At 64.9% G+C, this 19393-nt stretch carries 19 protein-coding genes; 10 read left to right on the top strand and 9 right to left on the bottom strand.

Annotated elements, in window-relative coordinates; translation table 11 throughout:
- Positions 1-98 precede the first annotated feature (98 nt).
- From JI743_RS12745 to JI743_RS12705, 9 genes are all read left to right on the top strand, one after another.
- Positions 99-956: an SDR family NAD(P)-dependent oxidoreductase gene (locus JI743_RS12745; RefSeq protein WP_201928663.1), complete on the top strand. Its 858-nt coding sequence runs from the start codon at positions 99-101 to the stop codon at positions 954-956.
- Positions 953-2413 (top strand): MFS transporter, encoded by a 1461-nt coding sequence (locus JI743_RS12740; protein WP_201928662.1) that lies wholly within the window; start codon positions 953-955, stop codon positions 2411-2413. Before JI743_RS12745 ends, JI743_RS12740 begins: the two co-directional genes overlap by 4 nt.
- A gap of 113 nt (positions 2414-2526) precedes the next feature.
- On the top strand, positions 2527-3816 hold the full coding sequence (locus JI743_RS12735; protein WP_201928770.1) for an acyl-CoA dehydrogenase family protein: 1290 nt from the start codon (positions 2527-2529) through the stop codon (positions 3814-3816).
- A gap of 117 nt (positions 3817-3933) precedes the next feature.
- Positions 3934-5025, top strand: coding sequence for a Zn-dependent alcohol dehydrogenase (locus JI743_RS12730; RefSeq protein WP_201928661.1), 1092 nt, complete (start codon positions 3934-3936; stop codon positions 5023-5025).
- A gap of 148 nt (positions 5026-5173) precedes the next feature.
- A complete protein-coding gene (locus JI743_RS12725; protein ID WP_201928660.1) occupies positions 5174-6241 on the top strand; it encodes a phosphotransferase family protein in 1068 nt (355 codons plus the stop codon).
- The gene (locus JI743_RS12720) at positions 6238-7014 is read left to right on the top strand and encodes an SDR family NAD(P)-dependent oxidoreductase (RefSeq protein ID WP_201928659.1); all 777 of its coding nucleotides are present in this window, start codon (positions 6238-6240) and stop codon (positions 7012-7014) included. The genes JI743_RS12725 and JI743_RS12720 overlap by 4 nt, the downstream gene beginning before the upstream one ends.
- Complete coding sequence (locus JI743_RS12715; RefSeq protein ID WP_201928769.1) at positions 7014-7817, top strand: SDR family NAD(P)-dependent oxidoreductase; 804 nt, start codon at positions 7014-7016, stop codon at positions 7815-7817. Before JI743_RS12720 ends, JI743_RS12715 begins: the two co-directional genes overlap by 1 nt.
- 10 nt (positions 7818-7827) lie before the next feature.
- Entirely contained in the window at positions 7828-9030 is a 1203-nt protein-coding gene (locus tag JI743_RS12710) for a serine hydrolase domain-containing protein (RefSeq protein WP_201928658.1), read from the top strand.
- Between the two features lie 119 nt (positions 9031-9149).
- Positions 9150-11183 (top strand): 3-hydroxyacyl-CoA dehydrogenase NAD-binding domain-containing protein, encoded by a 2034-nt coding sequence (locus JI743_RS12705; RefSeq protein WP_201928657.1) that lies wholly within the window; start codon positions 9150-9152, stop codon positions 11181-11183.
- 168 nt (positions 11184-11351) lie between these two features.
- Here the strand turns inward: JI743_RS12705 and mmsB are convergent, their stop codons facing one another.
- The 9 genes from mmsB to JI743_RS12660 all read right to left on the bottom strand — a co-directional run bounded on the left by mmsB (position 11352) and on the right by JI743_RS12660 (position 18366).
- Positions 11352-12227, bottom strand: coding sequence for a 3-hydroxyisobutyrate dehydrogenase (gene mmsB / locus JI743_RS12700; protein WP_201928656.1), 876 nt, complete (start codon positions 12225-12227; stop codon positions 11352-11354).
- Between the two features lie 11 nt (positions 12228-12238).
- Complete coding sequence (locus JI743_RS12695) at positions 12239-12439, bottom strand: hypothetical protein (protein WP_222136488.1); 201 nt, start codon at positions 12437-12439, stop codon at positions 12239-12241.
- A 41-nt stretch (positions 12440-12480) separates the two neighbouring features.
- Positions 12481-13263 (bottom strand): enoyl-CoA hydratase-related protein, encoded by a 783-nt coding sequence (locus JI743_RS12690; RefSeq protein ID WP_201928654.1) that lies wholly within the window; start codon positions 13261-13263, stop codon positions 12481-12483.
- Positions 13264-13356: 93 nt separating this feature from the next.
- Positions 13357-14403, bottom strand: a complete 1047-nt coding sequence (locus tag JI743_RS12685) for an enoyl-CoA hydratase/isomerase family protein (RefSeq protein WP_201928653.1) — start codon at positions 14401-14403, stop codon at positions 13357-13359.
- Positions 14400-15545: an acyl-CoA dehydrogenase family protein gene (locus JI743_RS12680; RefSeq protein ID WP_201928652.1), complete on the bottom strand. Its 1146-nt coding sequence runs from the start codon at positions 15543-15545 to the stop codon at positions 14400-14402. The genes JI743_RS12685 and JI743_RS12680 overlap by 4 nt, the downstream gene beginning before the upstream one ends.
- Positions 15542-15958, bottom strand: a complete 417-nt coding sequence (locus JI743_RS12675; protein ID WP_438870687.1) for a RidA family protein — start codon at positions 15956-15958, stop codon at positions 15542-15544. The genes JI743_RS12680 and JI743_RS12675 overlap by 4 nt, the downstream gene beginning before the upstream one ends.
- A complete protein-coding gene (locus tag JI743_RS12670; protein WP_201928651.1) occupies positions 15951-16256 on the bottom strand; it encodes an I78 family peptidase inhibitor in 306 nt (101 codons plus the stop codon). The genes JI743_RS12675 and JI743_RS12670 overlap by 8 nt, the downstream gene beginning before the upstream one ends.
- Before the next feature lie 32 nt (positions 16257-16288).
- A complete protein-coding gene (locus tag JI743_RS12665; RefSeq protein ID WP_201928650.1) occupies positions 16289-16813 on the bottom strand; it encodes a hypothetical protein in 525 nt (174 codons plus the stop codon).
- Between the two features lie 53 nt (positions 16814-16866).
- Complete coding sequence (locus JI743_RS12660) at positions 16867-18366, bottom strand: CoA-acylating methylmalonate-semialdehyde dehydrogenase (RefSeq protein WP_201928649.1); 1500 nt, start codon at positions 18364-18366, stop codon at positions 16867-16869.
- Between the two features lie 99 nt (positions 18367-18465).
- Between JI743_RS12660 and JI743_RS12655 the strand changes: the two genes are divergently transcribed.
- A complete protein-coding gene (locus tag JI743_RS12655) occupies positions 18466-19350 on the top strand; it encodes a LysR family transcriptional regulator (protein WP_201928767.1) in 885 nt (294 codons plus the stop codon).
- The last annotated feature ends 43 nt before the right edge of the window (positions 19351-19393 follow it).

Raw genomic sequence — 19393 nt, 5'->3', positions numbered from 1 at the left:
CGCGGCCGTTACGGCGCCGTAACGTCAATTCGCGGGGCGTTGACGCGCCCCGCTTCGCCCCTAAGCTAGGTGGCAAAAGAAAACGGGAGAGCAGGTCCATGCGATTCGCAGGCAAGGTCGCCGTCGTCACCGGCGCGGCATCGGGTATCGGCAAGGCCGCGGTGCTGAAGCTCGCGGGCGAAGGCGCGCATGTCTTCGCCGCCGACATCGACGAAGCGGGTGGCCGCGCGCTCGCCGAAACGTCGAACGGCAAGATCGAGTTCGTCCGCTGCGACGTCATGGTCCCCTCGGACATCGAGGCGCTGATGAACGCCGCCGCGGCGAAGGTGGGCGGGATCGACATCGTCTTCAACAATGCCGCCGCGGGCGGCGACCGCGCGCCGATCGACGAAATCACGCCCGAGGGCTGGGATGCGACGATGAACCTCGTGCTCAAGTCGGTTGCGATGGGCATCCGCTATGCGAGCCCGCACATGAAGGGGCGCAAGGGCGCAGCAATCATCAACACGGCGAGCGTTGCGGCGCTCGGCGCCGGCTATTCGCCGACCGCCTATGCAGTGGCAAAAGCGGGCGTACTCCACCTGACCAAGGTCGCCGCGACCGATCTTGCTCAATATGGTATCCGCGTGAACGCGATCTGCCCCGGCTTCATCAACACCAATATCTTTACTGCATCGCTCGACGTACCCGGCGCGATGAAGGACCAGGCCGATGCGGTGATCGCCGAGATGAGCGCGAACGCGCAGCCGGTCGCGCGCGGCGGCCAGCCCGACGATATCGCCAACGCCGTCGCCTATCTAGCGAGCGAGGAATCCTCCTTCATGACCGGTACGCACATGCTCGTCGACGGCGGGCTGACGATCGGCCAGCGCCATGCGTGGGACAAGGAAACGCCGGGCATGTTCGACGCGCTGATCGCGATGGAGGAAGCGGCGAAGGCCGGGGCGCCCGCGTGAACGCCGCCGCGCCGCGCGTCCCCGTTGCCGAGCGCCTGCCGGTGCGGCTGAAGGTGATGCACGGGCTCGGCAGCCTTGCCTATGGCGTCAAGGAGAATGGCTTTTCGACCTTCCTCCTGCTGTTCTACAATCAGGTGATCGGGCTCGACGCGAGCCTTGTCGGCGCGGCGATCATGGTCGCACTGATTTTCGACGCCTTTGTCGATCCCGTCATCGGCGAACTCACCGACCGGACGCGCAGCCGCTGGGGCCGGCGCCTGCCGTGGCTCTATGCCGCACCGCTGCCGCTCGCCATCGCGTGGATGCTGCTGTGGAGCCCGCCCGAAATGAGCGACGCGGCAACCGTCGCCTGGCTCATCGCGCTGGCGATCGTCGTGCGCACGCTCGTGTCGATGTGCGAGGTGCCGTCGGTCGCGATCGTCCCCGAACTCACCGCCGATTATGACGAGCGCACGCTGGTGATGCGCTATCGCTTCCTGTTCGGATGGGGCGGCGGGCTGGTCATCCTCATCCTTGCCTACGGCGTCTTTTTCGGCGGCGAGAAGGGGCTCGTCGATCCGGCGGGCTATTTCCCTTATGCGCTCACCGGCGCGCTGATCATGCTTGGTGCGGTGGTGCTGTCGGCGCTCGGCCAGCACAAGCGTATCGCGGTGTCGAACCGCGATCAGGTCGTGCCGAAGGCCAGCCTGTCGCACATTGTCCGCGACATGCGCGCGACCTTGTCGAACCGCGCCTTTCTGTGGCTGGTGTTCGCGGCGCTGTTCGGCTTCGTCAATCAGGGCGTGACCTTTTCGCTGACCAACTATCTGCTCGGCTTCTTCTGGCAGCTCGATCAGGGCGAACTCGTCGCTTATGTGCTGCTGCTGTTCGGGACGATGATCGCAGCCTTCCTGCTCGTCGCGCCTCTCGCGGCGCGGCTGGGCAAGCGCGACGCGGCGATCCTTGCGGGTGCGATAGCGCTGACGCTGAACAGCGGCCTTTACCTCTCCTATATCCAAGGCATCTTTCCCGGCCTGCCCGGCAAGCCGAGCATCGCCGCGATGTTCGCCTTTGTCTTTTTCGGGAACACATTTTCGATCATCCTGATGATCCTGTCGTCGTCGATGATGGCCGATGTCGTCGAGGCGTCGCAGAGCGAGACCGGGCGACGCTCCGAAGGGCTGTTCTTTGCCGGATATTTCTTCATGCAGAAATGCGCGACGGGGATCGGCATCGGGGTCGCGGGGTTGATCCTCTCGCTCGCCGGTTTTCCGGCGGCGGCGCGGCCGGGCGAAGTCGGCGACGCTGTGCTCGATAATCTGGCGCTCGGCTATATGCTCGCGACCCTGCTGATCGGTGTCACCGGGCTGCTCGTGATGCGGCGTTTCCCGATTTCGCGCGCCGACCACGAGGCGCGGATCGCGCTGCTCGACGATGCTGCTCGCGCCGAACCCGACGCGACCGCCGCGCATCCGTAGCGGAAAAATGTCGGCGCCAAATGGCCTGGCGCAATTTTCGGGCGGCAGGGGTTGGCAAAGGGGGGCGAATCGGTCCAAAAGCTTACGTGAACGTAAAGGGAAAGGAAGCGACGATGGATTTCGACCTCACCGAACGGCAGAAGCATTGGCAGGGCCGTGTGCGCGAATTCATCGAGCGCAAGGTTCGCCCCGCGGTGCCGACCTATTATGAACAGGATGCCCAGGGCGGCCGCTGGAAGGTGATCCAGGTCGTCGAGGATCTGAAGGCCGAAGCGAAGGCGGCGGGCATCTGGAATCTGTTCATGCCGCCGCGCAGCGCCGCGCACCACCATGTCGACGAGACGTTCGAGTTCGAGGGTCCCGGTCTCACCAACCTCGAATATGCGCTGTGCGCAGAGGAAATGGGGCGCATCGGCTTTGCGAGCGAAGTGTTCAACTGCTCGGCGCCCGACACCGGCAATATGGAAGTGTTCCACCGCTATGGCACGCGCGCGCAGAAGGACAAATATCTGAAGCCGCTGATGGAGGGCGAGATTCGTTCGGCCTTCCTGATGACCGAGCCGCAGGTCGCCTCGTCCGACGCGACCAATATCGAGACGCGGATAGAGCGCGACGGCGACGATTATGTCATCAACGGCACCAAATGGTGGTCGTCGGGCGCGGGCGATCCGCGCTGCAAGGTCGCGATCGTGATGGGCAAGACCGATTTCGGCGCCAAGCGCCACCAGCAGCAGTCGATGCTGGTCGTGCCGCTCGACGCGCCGGGGATTACCATCAAGCGCCACCTGCCCGTCTTTGGTTATGACGACGCGCCGCACGGCCATATGGAAATCGAACTCAAGGACGTGCGCGTCAATGCCGAGGAGGCGATGCTGCTCGGCGAAGGGCGCGGGTTCGAGATCGCCCAAGGCCGCCTCGGCCCCGGCCGCATCCACCATTGCATGCGCACGATCGGCGTCGCCGAAGAGGCGCTCGCGAAAATGTGCAAGCGGCTGCAATCGCGCGTCGCCTTTGGCAAGACGATCGCCGAACACAGCATCTGGGAACAGCGCATCGCGCGTGCGCGCATCGACATCGAGATGACGCGCCTGCTCTGCCTGAAGGCCGCCGACATGATGGACAGGATCGGCAACAAGGCCGCCGCCGCCGAAATCGCGGCGATCAAGGTGCAGGCGCCCAATATGGCGCTGCAAATCATCGACGATGCGATCCAGGCGCATGGCGCGGGCGGCGTCAGCGAGGATTTCGGCCTCGCCAAGGCCTATGCCCACCAGCGCACGCTGCGCATCGCCGACGGCCCCGACGAGGTCCACGCGCGCGCGATCGCCCGCATCGAATTTGCGAAGCATTCGCCCGCGGCCGACCCCGGTTTTTCGTCGGGCGACATCGGGGTTTCGCGGTAAGATCGCAGACTGAAGCAGAAATATCGTCATTGCGAGCCCGGCTTTCGCCGGGGTCGCAATGACGGGAATGGTTAAGCGGGCTTAGCTCCGCGCAAATGGGAAAGGTTGCAGTTCCACATGACCAAAGCCGCAATCCTGATCGAACCCGGCAAGCCGCTGTCGGTCGAAGACATTGTCGTCGACAAGCCCGGCCCGCACGAGGTCCGCATCCGCACCGCCGCCTGCGGCCTCTGTCATTCGGACCTGCATTTCATCGACGGCGCCTACCCCCACCCCCTGCCCGCGATCCCCGGCCATGAGGCGGCAGGGATAGTCGAGGCAGTGGGAAGCGAGGTACGGACGGTGAAGCCCGGCGACGCCGTCGTCACCTGCCTGTCCGCCTTTTGTGGGCACTGCGAATTTTGCGTCACCGGGCGCATGTCGCTGTGCATGGGCGGCGACACGCGGCGTCCCGCAGGCGCAAGCCCGCGCATCACGCGGCCCGACGGATCGCCGGTCAATCAGATGCTCAACCTGTCGGCCTTTGCCGAGGTGATGCTCGTCCACGAACATGCCTGCGTCGCGATCGACCCCGACATGCCGCTCGACCGCGCGGCGGTGATCGGCTGCGCGGTGACGACGGGCGCGGGAACGATCTTCAACGCGTGCAAGGTGACGCCGGGCGAGACCGTCGCGGTCGTCGGCTGCGGTGGTGTCGGCCTCGCGACGATCAACGCCGCAAAGATCGCGGGCGCGGGGCGCATCATCGCCGCCGACCCGGTTCCCGAAAAGCGCGAACTCGCCAGAAAGCTGGGGGCAACCGACGTGGTCGATGCCCTCGCCGACGATGCCGCGAAGCAGATCGTGGAACTCACCAAAGGCGGCGTTGACCACGCCATCGAAGCCGTTGGCCGCCCCGCCTCGGCCAGCCTCGCGGTTGCCTCGCTGCGCCGCGGCGGCACCGCGACGATCCTCGGCATGATGCCGCTCACCGAAAGGGTCGGCCTGAGCGCGATGGACCTGCTTTCCGGCAAGAAATTGCAGGGTGCGATCATGGGCGGCAACCGCTTCCCTGTCGACATCCCGCGGCTCGTCGATTTCTACCTGCGCGGGCTGCTCGACCTCGACAGCATCGTCGCCGAGACGATCCCGCTCGAGAAGATCAACGAGGGCTTCGACAAGATGAAGAAAGGCGACGCCGCACGGTCGGTGATCGTGTTCGACCAGTGATGCAGGCGACCATCATTCACGCCCTCTCCTTCAGGGGAGGGCGGCGAGACTTGGCAGCTTGCTGCCTAGTCGCAGCGGGTGGGGTCCATCGCCCTTGCGCAAGGCCGATGGACCCCACCCCAACCCCTCCCCTGAAGGGGAGGGGCTTATGACGCTCGACGCGCAAAAGGCGTTCAGCGGCACCGTCGCGCCCGAAGGGGCGGACGTGCTCGACGAGGCAAAGCTCACCGCGTGGATGGAAGCCAATGTCGAGGGCTTCAAAGGCCCGTTGACGCAGCGCAAGTTCGCGGGCGGCCAGTCGAATCCGACGTACAAGATTTCGGCTCCGTCGGGCGATTATGTGCTCCGCCGCAAGCCATTCGGCAAGTTGCTCCCCTCGGCGCATGCGGTCGATCGCGAATATAAGGTGCAGGCGGGGCTCCATAGGATGGGCTTTCCCGTCGCGCGCCAATATGGGCTGTGCACCGACGAGGATGTCGTCGGCAGCTGGTTCTATGTGATGGCCATGGTCGACGGGCACACCATCTGGGACGGTGCGATGCCGGGGTCGACCCCCGAAAACCGCCGCGCCACCTATGAGGCGATGATCGACACGCTCGCCGCGCTCCACAATGTCGACGTCGAGGCGGCGGGCCTTGCCGACTATGGCAAGCCCGGCAATTATTTCGGGCGCCAGGTCGAACGCTGGACCAAACAATATAAGCTCGCCGAGACCGAGACGATGGACGAGATGGAACAGCTCATCGCGTTCCTGCCCGCCAGCTTGCCCGAACAGACGCGCACCAGCGTCGTCCACGGCGACTATCGCATCGACAATATGATCTTTGCGCACGACCGGCCGGAGGTGGTCGCGGTGCTCGACTGGGAGCTGTCGACATTGGGCGATCCGCTCGCCGATTTCACCTATGTCGCAATGGCATGGGTGACCGAAAATGGCGGGCGGTCGGGGGTGATGGACGTCGACCGCGCGAGCCTCGGCATTCCTGAACTGGACGAAATGGTCGAGCGCTATTGCGCGGCGACGGGACGCGACGGCGTTCCCGACATGAACTGGTATTTCGCCTATAATTTCTTCCGCCTCGCGGGGATCATCCAGGGCATCAAGAAGCGGGTGATCGACGGCACCGCCTCGTCGCAGCATGCGAAGGACATGTCCGAACGCGTCCGCCCGCTCGCCGAGCGGGCTTGGGAATTTGCACGAAAGGCAGGAGCATGAGCCTGTTCGACATGCGCGGCGAAGTCGCGCTGATCACCGGATCGTCGCGCGGCATCGGCAAGGCAACCGCCGAGGCGATGGCCGAGCAGGGCGCGAAGGTCGTGATTTCGAGCCGCAAGCAGGATGCGTGCGATGCGACCGCGACAGAGATCAACGCGCGCTTTGGCGAAGGCACGGCGATTGCGGTCGCCGCGAACATCTCGTCGAAGGATGCCCTGCAGAATCTGGTGAACGAAACGCGCGCCGCCTTCGGCAAGATCACCGCGCTGGTCTGCAACGCCGCGTCCAATCCCTATTATGGCCCCGGCCTCGGCATCGCCGACGAGCAGTTTCGCAAGATCATGGACAATAATATCCTGTCCAACCACTGGCTTATTTCGATGGTCGCGCCCGAAATGCTCGAACGCGGCGCGGGGTCGATCACGATCGTCAGCTCGATCGGCGGGCTCAAGGGATCGCCGATCATCGGTGCCTATTGCATTTCCAAGGCCGCCGACATGCAGATGGCGCGCAATTATTCGGTCGAATTCGGCCCGCAGGGTGTGCGCGTCAATTGCGTCGCGCCGGGCTTGATCCGCACCGACATGGCGCGCGCGCTGTGGGAGAACCCGGAAAATCTGAAGCGGTCGACCGCCGCCTCGACGCTCAAGCGCATCGGCGAGCCGCACGAGATCGCGGGCGCCGCGGTCTTCCTTGCCAGCAAGGCGGGCGCATTCACCACCGGCCAGACCATCGTGTGCGATGGCGGGGCGACAATTTCGGGAGGCGCATGATGGGCGCATTGGACGGCAAGATCGCGATCATCACCGGCGCCGGTTCGGGAATTGGCCGCGCGAGCGCGCTGCGCTTCGCCGCCGAGGGTGCGAAGCTCGTGCTCGGCGACAAGACGACGGCGGTGCATGAAACGGCGCAGGCGGTGACGGAGGCTGGCGGGACGGTCGTGGCGCTCGAAATCGATGCGGGCGTCGAGGCCGATGTCGCCAAGCTCGTGGCGACCGCCAGGGACAGCTATGGCGGGCTCGACATCGCCTTCGCCAACGCCGGGATCATCGGCGACATGGGCGGGATTTTCGAATTCGATCCCGCCGCCTGGGCCGAGACTTTGCGCGTCAACCTGATCGGCCCCGCGCTGATGGTGAAGCATGCCGGGAAAGCGATGGTCGATCAGGGGCGTGGCGGCGCGATCGTGCTGACCGCGAGCGTTGCGGGGCTCAACTCGGGCGCCGGCCCCGCGGCCTATTCGGCGTCGAAGGCGGGCGTCGTCAATCTCGCCAAGACCGCCGCACAGCAGCTCACCACCAGCGGCGTGCGCGTCAACGCCATCTGTCCCGGACTGACCGAAACGGGGATGACCAAACCGACGTTCGATTATGCCAAGGACAAGGGCGTCACGCACAAGCTGGGCCAATTGAACCCGCTCAAGCGCGCGGCGCAGCCCGAGGAGCTCGCCAATGTCGCGCTTTTCCTCGCGAGCGACCAGGCAAGCTATGTCAACGGGCAGGCGATCGCAGTTGACGGCGGGCTGTCGAGCTCGCACCCCGTGACGCGGCAACTGCTTGGCCAGACGTCGCATTGACAGGAGTATCATGACCCAAGGTTTCGACCCCGCGCGGCTCGACCGCATCCCGGCTTTCCTCCAGGCCAAATATGTCGACTCCGGCCGCCTGCCGCACGCCGCGACCTTGGTATCGCGGCGCGGCGAGATCGCGCATCTGTCGTGCATCGGCGACGCGCGGCCGGGCGCGGCGCTGAAGGAGGATGCGATTTTCCGTATCGCCAGCATGACCAAGCCGATCACCAGCATCGCCTTCATGATGCTGCTCGAAGAAGGCAAGGTGGCGTTGTCGGACCCGCTGGTCAAATTTTGCCCCGAATTCAAGAACACCGGGGTTTTCGTCGCGGGGGGCGGCAATATCCCCTTTGTCACGCGCCCGCCAGCAGCGCCGATCCGCATGCTCGACCTGCTGCGCCACACGTCGGGGCTGACCTATGGCTTTCAGGAGCGTACCCCGGTCGACGCCGCCTATCGCAAGGCGCGGATCGACGATTTCGACGCCCATTATACGATGGACAGTTTCATCGCGGAGCTCGCGAAATTTCCGCTCCAGTTCGACCCGGGCGCGCACTGGAATTACTCGATGGCGACCGACGTGCTCGGCGCGGTGATCGAGCGGATCGAGGGCAAGCCCTTTGCCGACGTGCTCCACGAGCGCATCTTTGCGCCGCTCGGCATGGTCGACACGGGGTTTCAGGTTCCCGCCGAACAGCAGCATCGGCTGACCGATTGCTATGCTTTCGACCCCAAGGACAAGAAGCAGCTGTTCGATAGCAGCGACCGTAGTCGCTGGGCAAAGTCACGCAGCTTTCATTCGGGTGGCGGCGGGCTCGTCTCGACGCTCCACGACTATCACCGCTTCTGCCTGATGCTGCTTCGCGGGGGCAAGCTGGGAGACACCAGGATCATCGGCCGCAAGACGTTCGACCTGATGACCGCGAACCATCTGCCGGGCGGCGGCGACCTGACGCAGCACAGCGTCGGCGTCTTTTCCGAGGACGAAAATGCCGGCATCGGTTTCGGGCTCGGCTTTGCGACGACGATCGACCCCGCGCGCGCGGGCCTGCCCGCGTCGGTCGGCGATTTTTATTGGGGCGGCATGTTCTCGACCGGTTTCTTCGTCGATCCGGTCGAGGAGATCTGCATGGTCTTCATGACGCAGCTGATGCCCTCTTCCACCTATCCCGTGCGGCGCGAGGTCAAGACCCTCGTCCACGCCGCGCTCGATGACTGAAATGACAACCCCTCTCTCCGCTCGTGTCGAGCGAAGTCGAGACACCGCCAGGGTGTGTGCCAACGATAGGCATATCGACGTCGCTCGAGGCGAACGGGGTCAAGACCAAGGAGCCTGAAATGTCCGACGAAACCCCCGTGTCCGTCACGATGGAGAAGGACGGCGACATCGCCGTCATCATCGTCAACAATCCGCCCGTCAACGCGCTGAGCTGGCACGTCCGCCAAGGGCTGGAAGATAACATCAAGGCGGCGATCGCCGACGACGGCGTGAAAGCGATCGTCCTGCGCTGCGACGGCGGCACCTTTATCGCGGGCGCCGACATCAGCGAGTTTGGCAAACCGCCGCGCGGTCCCGATTTCAACGCGGTGCTCAACGGCATCGAAGCGGCGCCGAAACCGGTGGTCGCGGCGATCCACGGCACCGCGCTCGGCGGCGGGCTGGAGACGGCGCTCGTCTGCCACTATCGCGTCGCGGTGCCCTCGGCGAAGCTCGGCGTTCCCGAGGTCAAACTCGGCTTGCTCCCCGGTGCGGGCGGTACGCAGCGCCTGCCGCGCGTCGTCGGTGTTGAGGCGGCCGCCGAAATGACCTCGACCGGCAACCCTGTCCCCGCCCCCAAGGCGAAGGAGATGGGTCTCGTCGACAAACTCGCGGGCGAGGACAGTCTTGCCGCCGACGCGATCGCTTTTGCCCGCGCCAAGATCGCCGACGGCCCCCGCCCGACGCGCGAGCGTGCGGTGTTCGGCGATGTGGGCGCGATCGAGGAGCTCAAGAAAAAGAACGCCAGGCGCTGGCGCGGGTTCGAGGCGCCCTACGCCAACCTCGCCTGCGTCGAGGCGGCAACGCGCCTGCCTTTTGAAGAGGGCCTCGCCTATGAGCGCGAGCAGTTCATGAAGCTGATGTTCGGCAGCCAGTCGGCGGCGCAGCGCCACATCTTCTTCGCCGAACGCCAGGCAGCGAAGATCGACGGCCTGCCCAAGGACACCAAGCTGCGCGACGTCAAAAAGGTCGGCATCATCGGCGCCGGGACGATGGGCGGCGGCATCATGATGAACTTCCTGCAAAAGGGCATCCCCTGCACCATCGTCGAGATGCAGCAGGAAGCGCTCGACCGCGGGCTGGGCGTGGTGCGCAAAAATTATGACGCCAGCGCCGCCAAGGGCCGTTTCAAGCCCGAACAGGTTGATCAGATGATGGGGCTTATCACCCCGACGCTCAACCTTGAGGATCTCGCCGACTGCGATCTGATCATCGAGGCGGTCTATGAGAATATGGACGTCAAGAAGGAGATTTTCGCCAAGCTCGACAAGATTGCGAAGCCCGGCGCGATCCTCGCGTCGAACACATCCTATCTCGACATCGACGAAATCGCGACCGCGACGAGCCGCCCCGGCGACGTGCTCGGCATGCACTTTTTCTCGCCCGCCAATGTGATGAAGCTGCTCGAGGTCGTGCGCGGCGACAAGACTGCGCCCGACGCGCTCGCGACCGCGATGGCGATCGGCAAGAAGATCGGCAAGGTCGCGGTGGTCGCGGGCGTGTGCGACGGCTTTATCGGCAACCGCATGCTCAAACCCCGCCAGATGGAAGCGATGAAGCTGCTGATGGAAGGCGCCACCCCGGCGCAGGTCGACAAGGTGCATGTCGAATTCGGCATGCCGATGGGCCCGTTCCAGATGAGCGACCTTGCCGGCGTCGACATCGGCTGGCACCGCGACCCCAATCGCATCGAAAGCATCCGCGACGCGCTGTGCGCCGAGGGCCGTTGGGGCCAGAAGAAACAGGCGGGCTTTTACGATTATGACGAGAAGCGCCAGCCGTCGGAAAGCGCGCGCGTAGCCGAGATCATCGAGGAGTTCCGCAGCAAGGCAGGCGTCGAGAAGCGCGAGATTACCGATCAGGAAATCATCGAGCGCACGCTCTATCCGATGGTCAACGAAGGCGCGCTGATCCTGGCAGAAGGCAAGGCACAGCGCGCAAGCGACATCGATGTCGTGTGGATCTATGGCTATGGCTGGCCCGTCTATCGCGGCGGCCCGATGTTCTGGGCAGGGCTCGAAGGCACCGACAAGATCGTCGCGGCGCTGGAAAAGCACGGCTTCGAGGTCGCGCCGCTGCTGAAGGAAAAGGCGGAAGCGAAATCGGGCTTCTAAAAGCCCCGATGCGCTGACATGAAAGGCCGCCTGATCCCGGTGGGGCAGGCGGCCTTTTATTTGTCATCCGATGATCGTTATCCCGGACTTGATCCGGGGCCCCACTTCTTCGAGGCCGGGGCAATGGACCCCGGGTCAAGCCCGGAGTGACGAACGGAGGGGCGGGCCTTATCCCTGCAGGGTCTTGATGATCGCAGAAAAGTCGCGCCCTTCCTTGTCGGATTCGACAAAGGCTTCATAAAGGTCGCGCGCGCGGCTGCCCATCGGCACATCGGCGTCGACGCTCGCCGCGGCTTCCATCGCGAGGCGCAAATCCTTGAGCATAAGCGCGGCGGCGAAGCCGCCTTTATAATCGTTGTCGGCAGGCGTCGTCGGCCCGACACCCGGAAGCGGCGCATAGCTTGTAAGCGACCAGCATTGCCCCGACGACACGCTGGCGATGTCGAAGAATTTCTGCGGATTGAGCCCGAGCTTCTGCGCGAGCGCGAGCGTTTCGCAAGTCGCAATCATCGAGGCGCCAAGCAGCATATTGTTGCAGATTTTCGCCGCCTGCCCCGCGCCCGCATCGCCCGCATGGATCACCGCCTTGCCCATCTTCGCGAGGATCGGCTCGGCGCGTGCAAAGCCCTCTTCGGTGCCGCCGACCATGAAGGTCAGCGTCCCCGCGTTGGCGGCGGCGATTCCGCCCGACACCGGCGCGTCGACCGCGACGAGGCCCTTGGCGGTTGCGGCTTCGATGTTCGAGCGTGCGGTCGCTACGTCGATCGTCGAGCAGTCGAGGAGCAGCGTGCCCGGCCCGGCGTTGGGATAGACATCGCCTTCATAGACGCCTGCGACATGTTTGCCCGCAGGCAGCATTGTGACGACGGCTTCGGCGCCGGTCACCGCTTCGGCGGCGGAGGCGGCGCGGGTGCAGCCCGCCTCGACCGCGCGGGCCAGCGCCTCTTCGCTGAGGTCGAAAGCTCGGACCTCATGCCCCGCGTTCGCGAGATTTGCGGCCATGCCCCCGCCCATGTTGCCGAGTCCGATAAATGCGATTCTCATGTTCACTCCAATCAGACGAATAAGATCACAAGACCAAGAAAGATCATGACAAGTCCGAATATCAGCATCAGGACCGGTTGTGCGTAGGCCATGCCACGGTCCCAGCGGTTGCGCGGCAGTGGATCGGCATCGGCCAGCTTCAGAATCGCTGCTTCGACAATGTTTATGCGTTCTTCCCGGCGATGCCTCCAACCGGAAACGCCGAGCCACACGAATAGCAGCCCGACGAATAGCAACCCAACGCCTTTGAGGATTATCGACCCTTCCACACGCCCTCGCGTTTCTCGATAAACGCCGCCATGCCTTCGGCCTTGTCCTCGGTCGCGGCGAGGATCTGGAACAGGCGGCGTTCGTAGATCAGCCCCTGGTCGAGCGTCGTTTCGAAAGCGGCGTTGACCATGTCCTTGTTCACCATCGCGGCCATCGGCGGCATGCTTGCGATCATGGTCGCGGTCTTCACCGCTTCGTCGACCAGCGTCGCATGTTCGACGACGCGCGCGACGAGGCCCGAGCGCTCGGCCTCTTCGGCGTCCATCATCCGGCCGGTGAGGCACATTTCCATCGCCTTTGCCTTGCCCACCGCGCGCGTCAGCCGCTGCGAGCCGCCCATGCCCGGGGCGACGCCGAGCTTGATCTCGGGCTGGCCGAATTTGGCCTTGTCGCTGGCGATGATGAAGTCGGCCATCATCGCAAGCTCGCAGCCGCCGCCGAGCGCGAAACCGCCCACCGCCGCGATCCACGGCTTGCGTATCTTTTTCACAAAGTCGCTCGTCCATTTCGAGAAAAAATCCTCGAGATAGAAATCGGCCGCAGGCTTGTCGGCCATTTCCTTGATGTCGGCGCCTGCGGCGAAGGCCTTGTCGCCCGAGCCGGTGAGGACCGCGCAGCGCTGGCTGTCGTCGGCCTCGAACGCGGCGAAGGCGGCGATCAGCTCGTCGAGCACCTGGCTGTTGAGCGCGTTGAGCGCCTGCGGGCGGTTGAGCGTGACGAGCGTCACCGCGCCGCGCTGCTCGACGAGGAGGGTTTCATAGGTCATTCGTATATCTCCATGATCGTCATGCCGGACTTGATCCGGTATCCATTCCGACGCCGCGTGAATGGACCCCGGATCAAGTCCGGGGTGACGAAGTTAAATGAGCGGGGTCCATTTCTCGTTTTCGGGCAGCGGCGCAAAAATCGCGTCGATCCAGTCTTCGGTGACGGCCTCGGGCGTGGCCGGATCCCATTTCGGGCTGTTGTCCTTGTCGACGATCAGCGCGCGCACGCCTTCGAGGAAATCGTGCATCGTGACGACGCGCGCGCCGATCGCATATTCCTGCGCCATTTCGGCGGCGAAGTCGGGCATCGCCGCGCCTTCCTTGAGCTGCCGCAATGCAACCTTGCACGTCTGCGGCGATTTGGTGCCGAGCGTGTCGCGTTCCTTCTCTGCCCACTCCGAGCCGTCGGCTTCGAGCGCGGCGAGAATGTCCTCATATCGGTCGCTCGCGAACAGGCGGTTGATCTTGTCGAGATAATCCATCACCGCCGCGTGCGGCGCGGTCGCCGACAGTTCGCCCAAAATGCCGCCGATGCGGTCGGGATGCGCGGCGATGCGCGCCTTTGCCTCGGCGAGTTTTTCGGACGGCAGGTAGTGCGTCGCAAGGCCGAGCGCCAGACACTCGGCCCCGTCGAGCCGCGCACCGGTGAGCGCGAGATACTGACCAACGCGCCCTTCGAGCCGCGGCAGATACCAGCCGCCGCCGACATCGGGGAACAGGCCGATCCCCGTTTCGGGCATGGCGAAGCGTGTATGCTCTGTCGCGACGCGATATTTGGTCGGCTGCGAAATACCGACGCCGCCACCCATGGTGATGCCGTCCATGAAGGCGACGACGGGCTTGGCATAGGTGAAGAGCAGGTGGTTGAGCCGATATTCGGTGTGGAAGAAGGCGCGCGCCTCCGTGCCGTCCTTCGCGCCGCTTTCCGCGAGCATGCGAATGTCGCCGCCTGCGCAGAAGCCACGGCCTTCGCTATGTTCGATGATGACCGCTTCGATAGCCTCGTCGGTCCGCCATGCGACGAGCGCGTCGATCATCGCCTTGCACATCGCGAGGTTGAGCGCGTGGATCGCGCGCGGACGATTGAGCGCGATGCGGCCAATGCGGCCGTCGGTCGAGATCAGAACATCTTCGGTCATTGGCGCAGCAGGTCCCTTCCGACGATCATCCGCATCACCTGGTTCGTTCCTTCGAGGATCGAATGGACGCGCAGGTCGCGCCAGAAACGCTCGATCGGATAATCGCGCAGATAGCCGTAGCCGCCGAACAACTGGAGCGCGTCATTGACGATCTTGCTGCCGCTGTCGGTCGCGAGCCGCTTCGCCATCGCCGAAAAGCGCGTCTTGTCGGGCGCGTTCGCGCTGACCTTGGCCGCGGCGAGATAGAGCAGCGCGCGGGCGGCTTCGAGCTCGGTCGCCATGTCGGCGAGCATGAACTGGGTGTTCTGGAAATCGGCAATCGGCTGGCCGAACTGCTGGCGATCCTTCACATAGGCAAGCGCCTCGTCGAGGCAGCGCTGCGCCCCGCCCAGCGAGCAAGCGCCGATATTGAGACGGCCGCCGTCGAGCCCCGCCATCGCGAAACGGAAGCCGTCGCCTTCGGCGCCGACGCGGTTCTCGACGGGCACATGCACGTTGTCGAACATCACCTGCGCGGTCGGCGAGGCGTTCCAGCCGAGTTTCTTTTCCTTGGCGCCGAAGCTGACACCCGCCATGTCCTTTTCGATGACGAGGCACGAAATCCCCTTTGGTCCCGGCTGCCCTGTCCGCACCATCGTCACATAAAGGTCGTTGACTCCAGCGCCCGAGATGAACTGCTTGGTGCCATTGACGACATAATGGTCGCCTTCGAGCTTTGCGGTCGTCTTGAGCGCCGCGGCGTCGGAACCCGAGCCCGGCTCGGTGAGGCAATAGCTCGCCATCTGGTCCATCGTGACGAGCGAAGGCAGGAATTTCGCCTTCACCGCATCGCCGCCGAAGCGGTCGATCATCCAGCTCGCCATATTATGGATCGAGATGAAGGCGCTCGTCGCGGGGCAGCCATAGGACATTGCCTCCATTATCAGCGCGGCTTCGAGCCGGCCAAGCCCGATGCCGCCCGATTCCTCGCTGACATAGATGGAAGCAAAGCCGAGCTCGGCCGCCGCCTTGATCGTGTCGCGCGGGAAATGCGCCTTTTCGTCCCATTCAGCGGCATGCGGCGTGATCGCATCGGCGGTGAACTTGCGCGCCATATCCTGAATGGCGAGCTGGTCGTCGGTAAGCTGGAACTGATCGGTCATGCGGTCTTCTCTAAAATGGCCTCGGCCTCGATTTCGACTTTCCATTCGGAGCGCAGCAGTCCCGCGACGACGACCATCGTCGCTGCGGGCCGCAAGTTCCCGAACATCGCGCCATGCGCGCGGCCGACGAGGTCGGCGTCGGCCGCGTCGGTAATATACATGCGGGTACGCACGACGTCGGCGGGCGAGCCGCCGAGCGTTGCAAGCGCATTGGCGATGATCTCCAGACAGCGCGCCGCCTGCACCCCCGCGTCACCGACGGTCGACGAGCCGTCGGGCTCGATCGGCGCGGTGCCCGCGACCTCGATCCGGTCGCCGACACGAACCGCGCGGCTAAAGCCGTAGAGCGGTTCGAACGGCGAAGCCGACGCGAGACGATTGCGCTCCAATGTCGGTGCGGCGCCGTCAGCCACAGCTGACCTGCGTGACCTTTGACGCGTCGTCGTACATGATGTTCAGCCGGTCTTCGCGGTAATCCATCGTCATCGCCGAGCGCGGCGGACCCCAGCGCAGGGTGCGCGCGCCGCTGGCCCTGAGCGCCGCGGCACCGAGTTCGGCCGATACCGATTGCCCGACATAGCTTTGCACGGCATCGGCATTGCAGACCATGTCGGCGGGGGGCGGTGGCCCCATATCGCCGCCGCCGCCATAAGCCCCCGCGCAAGCGGTGAGCGGCAGCACTGCGGCAATTGCGATCCAGCGAATATCCATCCCTCTATCTCCCTTTCTTCCGAGTCTGCCGCTCAGGCGGCGCAGCGGGTATAGCGCAGCGCTTCGCCCGTCGCACCCTCGCCATGGTCGCGGCGCACAAGCGTCCGCCCGCCATCGCGAAGGTCGAGTTCGACGCGCTGCCGCCACGTCTCGCCCTCTCCGCTGAAACGGTAATCAGCGACAAGACGGTCCGCCGCGCTTTCGCGAATGCGCGCGAGTTCGCCGTGCGATTCATAGAAGCGCAGACTGGCGGCATCGATCGTGAGTGCGGTGAGGTCGGTGCCCTTGCGCGCCGTGCAGTGCGCGACATCGAGCGCCCAGCGTCCACGGATCGCGCGCGGGATCGCATTCGCGCCCCCGACATCGGCGCCGCTGCCTTCCGCCCGCTTTTCGGTCGGGGCAGGCACGGCCGGTTCCGGCGCCTCTACAGGCTCCGGACGCTCGGCCTTTTTCAGCGGGCCGAAATCTGCTGTCGCCTCGGGACCCGACTCCTCATCCTTGCCGCTGCTGCACGCCGCGAGCAGCAGCACAGCCAGAGGAGTTATCCATCGCTTCATCGTCCTTCTCCTTCGGCAGGAGAAATGGTCGAGCACCGCACAGGGTTGCCCCGTCAGCCCATCGTCGGGATGACGAAGGCGTTGCCGCCATCAGGCGAACCGTCGGGCCAGCGCGCGGTGATCGTCTTGACCTTGGTCCAGAATTTGACGCCTTCCATGCCGTGCTGGTTGGTGTCGCCGAACGCCGAGCGCTTCCAGCCGCCAAATGTGTGATAGGCGACGGGGACCGGGATCGGCACGTTGATGCCGACCATGCCGACATTGACCCGCGCGGCAAATTCGCGCGCGGCATGGCCGTTGCGGGTGAAGATGGCGACGCCATTGCCGTACTGATGCTTCGAGGGCAGTTCGAGCGCGGTTTCGAAATCGGGCGCGCGGACAATCTGCAGCACGGGCCCGAATATTTCTTCCCTGTAGCTTTCCATATCGGGGGTGACGTGGTCGAACAGCGTCGGGCCGACGAAGAAGCCGTCCTCATGCCCCTGAAGCGTGAAGCCGCGTCCATCGATGACCAGCTCGGCGCCCTCGTCGGCGCATTTCTGGATCCAGCCTTCGACCTTCTGCTTGTGCGCCGCCGTGACCACGGGGCCGTAATGCGCCTCGGCATCGGTCGACACGCCGACGCGCAGCGCCTCGATCGCGGGGACGAGCTTTTCGCGCAGGCGCGTCGCCGTATCCTCACCGACGGGAACGACGACAGGGAGCGCCATGCAGCGTTCGCCCGCCGAGCCGAAGGCGGCGCCGGTGAGGTCGTTCACCACCTGGTCGAGGTCGGCGTCGGGCATGACGATACCGTGATTCTTCGCGCCGCCCATCGCCTGCACACGCTTGCCGTTCGAAACGCCGCGGTTGTAGACATAATGGGCGATATCCGACGATCCGACGAAGCTGATCGCGCCGATGTCGGGATGGTCGAGGATCGCATCGACCATCTCCTTGTCGCCGTGCACGGTCTGGAAAATCCCCTCGGGCATTCCGGCTTCGAGGAAGAGTTCCGACAGGCGGACGGGCACCGACGGGTCGCGCTCGCTGGGTTTCAGGATGAAGGCGTTGCCGACCGCGGTCGCGACGCCGCCCATCCATAGCGGGATCATCGCGGGGAAGTTGAACGGGGTGATGCCCGCGCCGATGCCGACCGGCTGGCGCATCGAATAGACGTCGATGCCGGGGCCGGCGCCCTGCGTATATTCGCCCTTCAGCACATGCGGGATGCCGCAACAGAATTCGATGACCTCCAGCCCGCGTTGAATGTCGCCCTTCGAATCGGCAATCACCTTGCCATGTTCGGCCGAGAGCATTTCGGCGAGCTGGTTCATGTTCGCTTCGACGAGACGCTTGAATTCGAACATCACGCGCGCGCGGCGCTGCGGGTTGGTGGCGGCCCAGGCGGGCTGCGCCTTTTTTGCCGCCGCGACGGCGCGGTCGAGGAGCGCGCGGTCGCCGAGCGCGACCTCGGCCTGCACCGCGCCATTGTTGGGGTCGAAGATCGTGCCTTTGCGCGCGCCCCCGAGTCCCCCGGCGCCGCCGGCAATATGGTGGTCGATCTGTCGCATGGCCTCTGGTCTCCCTTATCTGATTGCAGTCGAATGAGACCAACAGAGAATGAATTGCAAGGGATAGACTTGCAGTCCGAACCTGCATAATTGCAGCTCATGGATTGGGACGGGCTGCAATATTTCCTGATGGTCGCGCGCCACGGCACGCTCGCGCGCGCGGCGCAGGCGCTGCACGTCGACCCGACGACGGTCAGCCGCCGCGTCGGCGCGCTCGAAAAGGCGCTCGACCAGACCTTGTTCGAGCGCGTGCCCGCGGGCTTCACCCTGACCGCTGCCGGGCGCGCGCTCGTCCCGCACGCCGAGGCGATGGCGGCGGCGGCGGCGCGTGTCCACGCCGGCGAAGGCCGCGCGGCGCTGTCGGGGCAGCTTCGCATCAGCGTTTCCGAAGGTTTTGGCAACAGCTTCATCGCACCGCGCCTCGGCGCCTTTGCGGCGGCGCATCCCGAACTCGAGATTGACCTTGTCGCCTCGTCGGGCTTCCTCAATCCTTCGCGGCGTGAGGCCGACATGGCGATCCTGCTCGCGCGGCCGCGCAAGGGACCGCTGATCACGCGCAAACTCGCCGACTACAGCCTTGGCCTTTACGCCCCTGCGGAACGGCAGGACTGGACGGAAGCCGTCGAAACCGCGCCGTTGTCGCGCGCCGCCATTCCGGTGATCGGCTATATCCCCGACATTCTCTATGCGCCCGAACTCGATTATCTGGGCGAGATCGAACCCGGACTGCGCGCGACCATCCGCTCCTCGTCGATCCTCGCGCAGCGGCGGATGATCGCGGGCGGCTCCGGCGTCGGCGTGCTGCCCTGCTTCCTCGCCGAAGGGGATCCAGCGCTGATGCGCGTACGGCGCACACAGACAATCGCGCGCAGCTTCTGGCTCGCGCTCCATCGCGATGTCGCGCAGCAGCCGCGGATCCGGGCCTTCATCGACTGGCTGGATAGCGAGGTGAAAGAAGCGCGGGGCTTGCTGGCGCCATCCTAGCCGTCATCCCGGCGAAGGACGGGATGACGCCGGAGCCTCATAC

It is taken from the genome of Sphingopyxis jiangsuensis (assembly GCF_016734905.1).
GTDB lineage: Bacteria > Pseudomonadota > Alphaproteobacteria > Sphingomonadales > Sphingomonadaceae > Sphingopyxis > Sphingopyxis jiangsuensis.
Note: the sequence above shows the minus strand (reverse complement) of the source record. Positions and strands in the feature narration are given on the sequence as shown.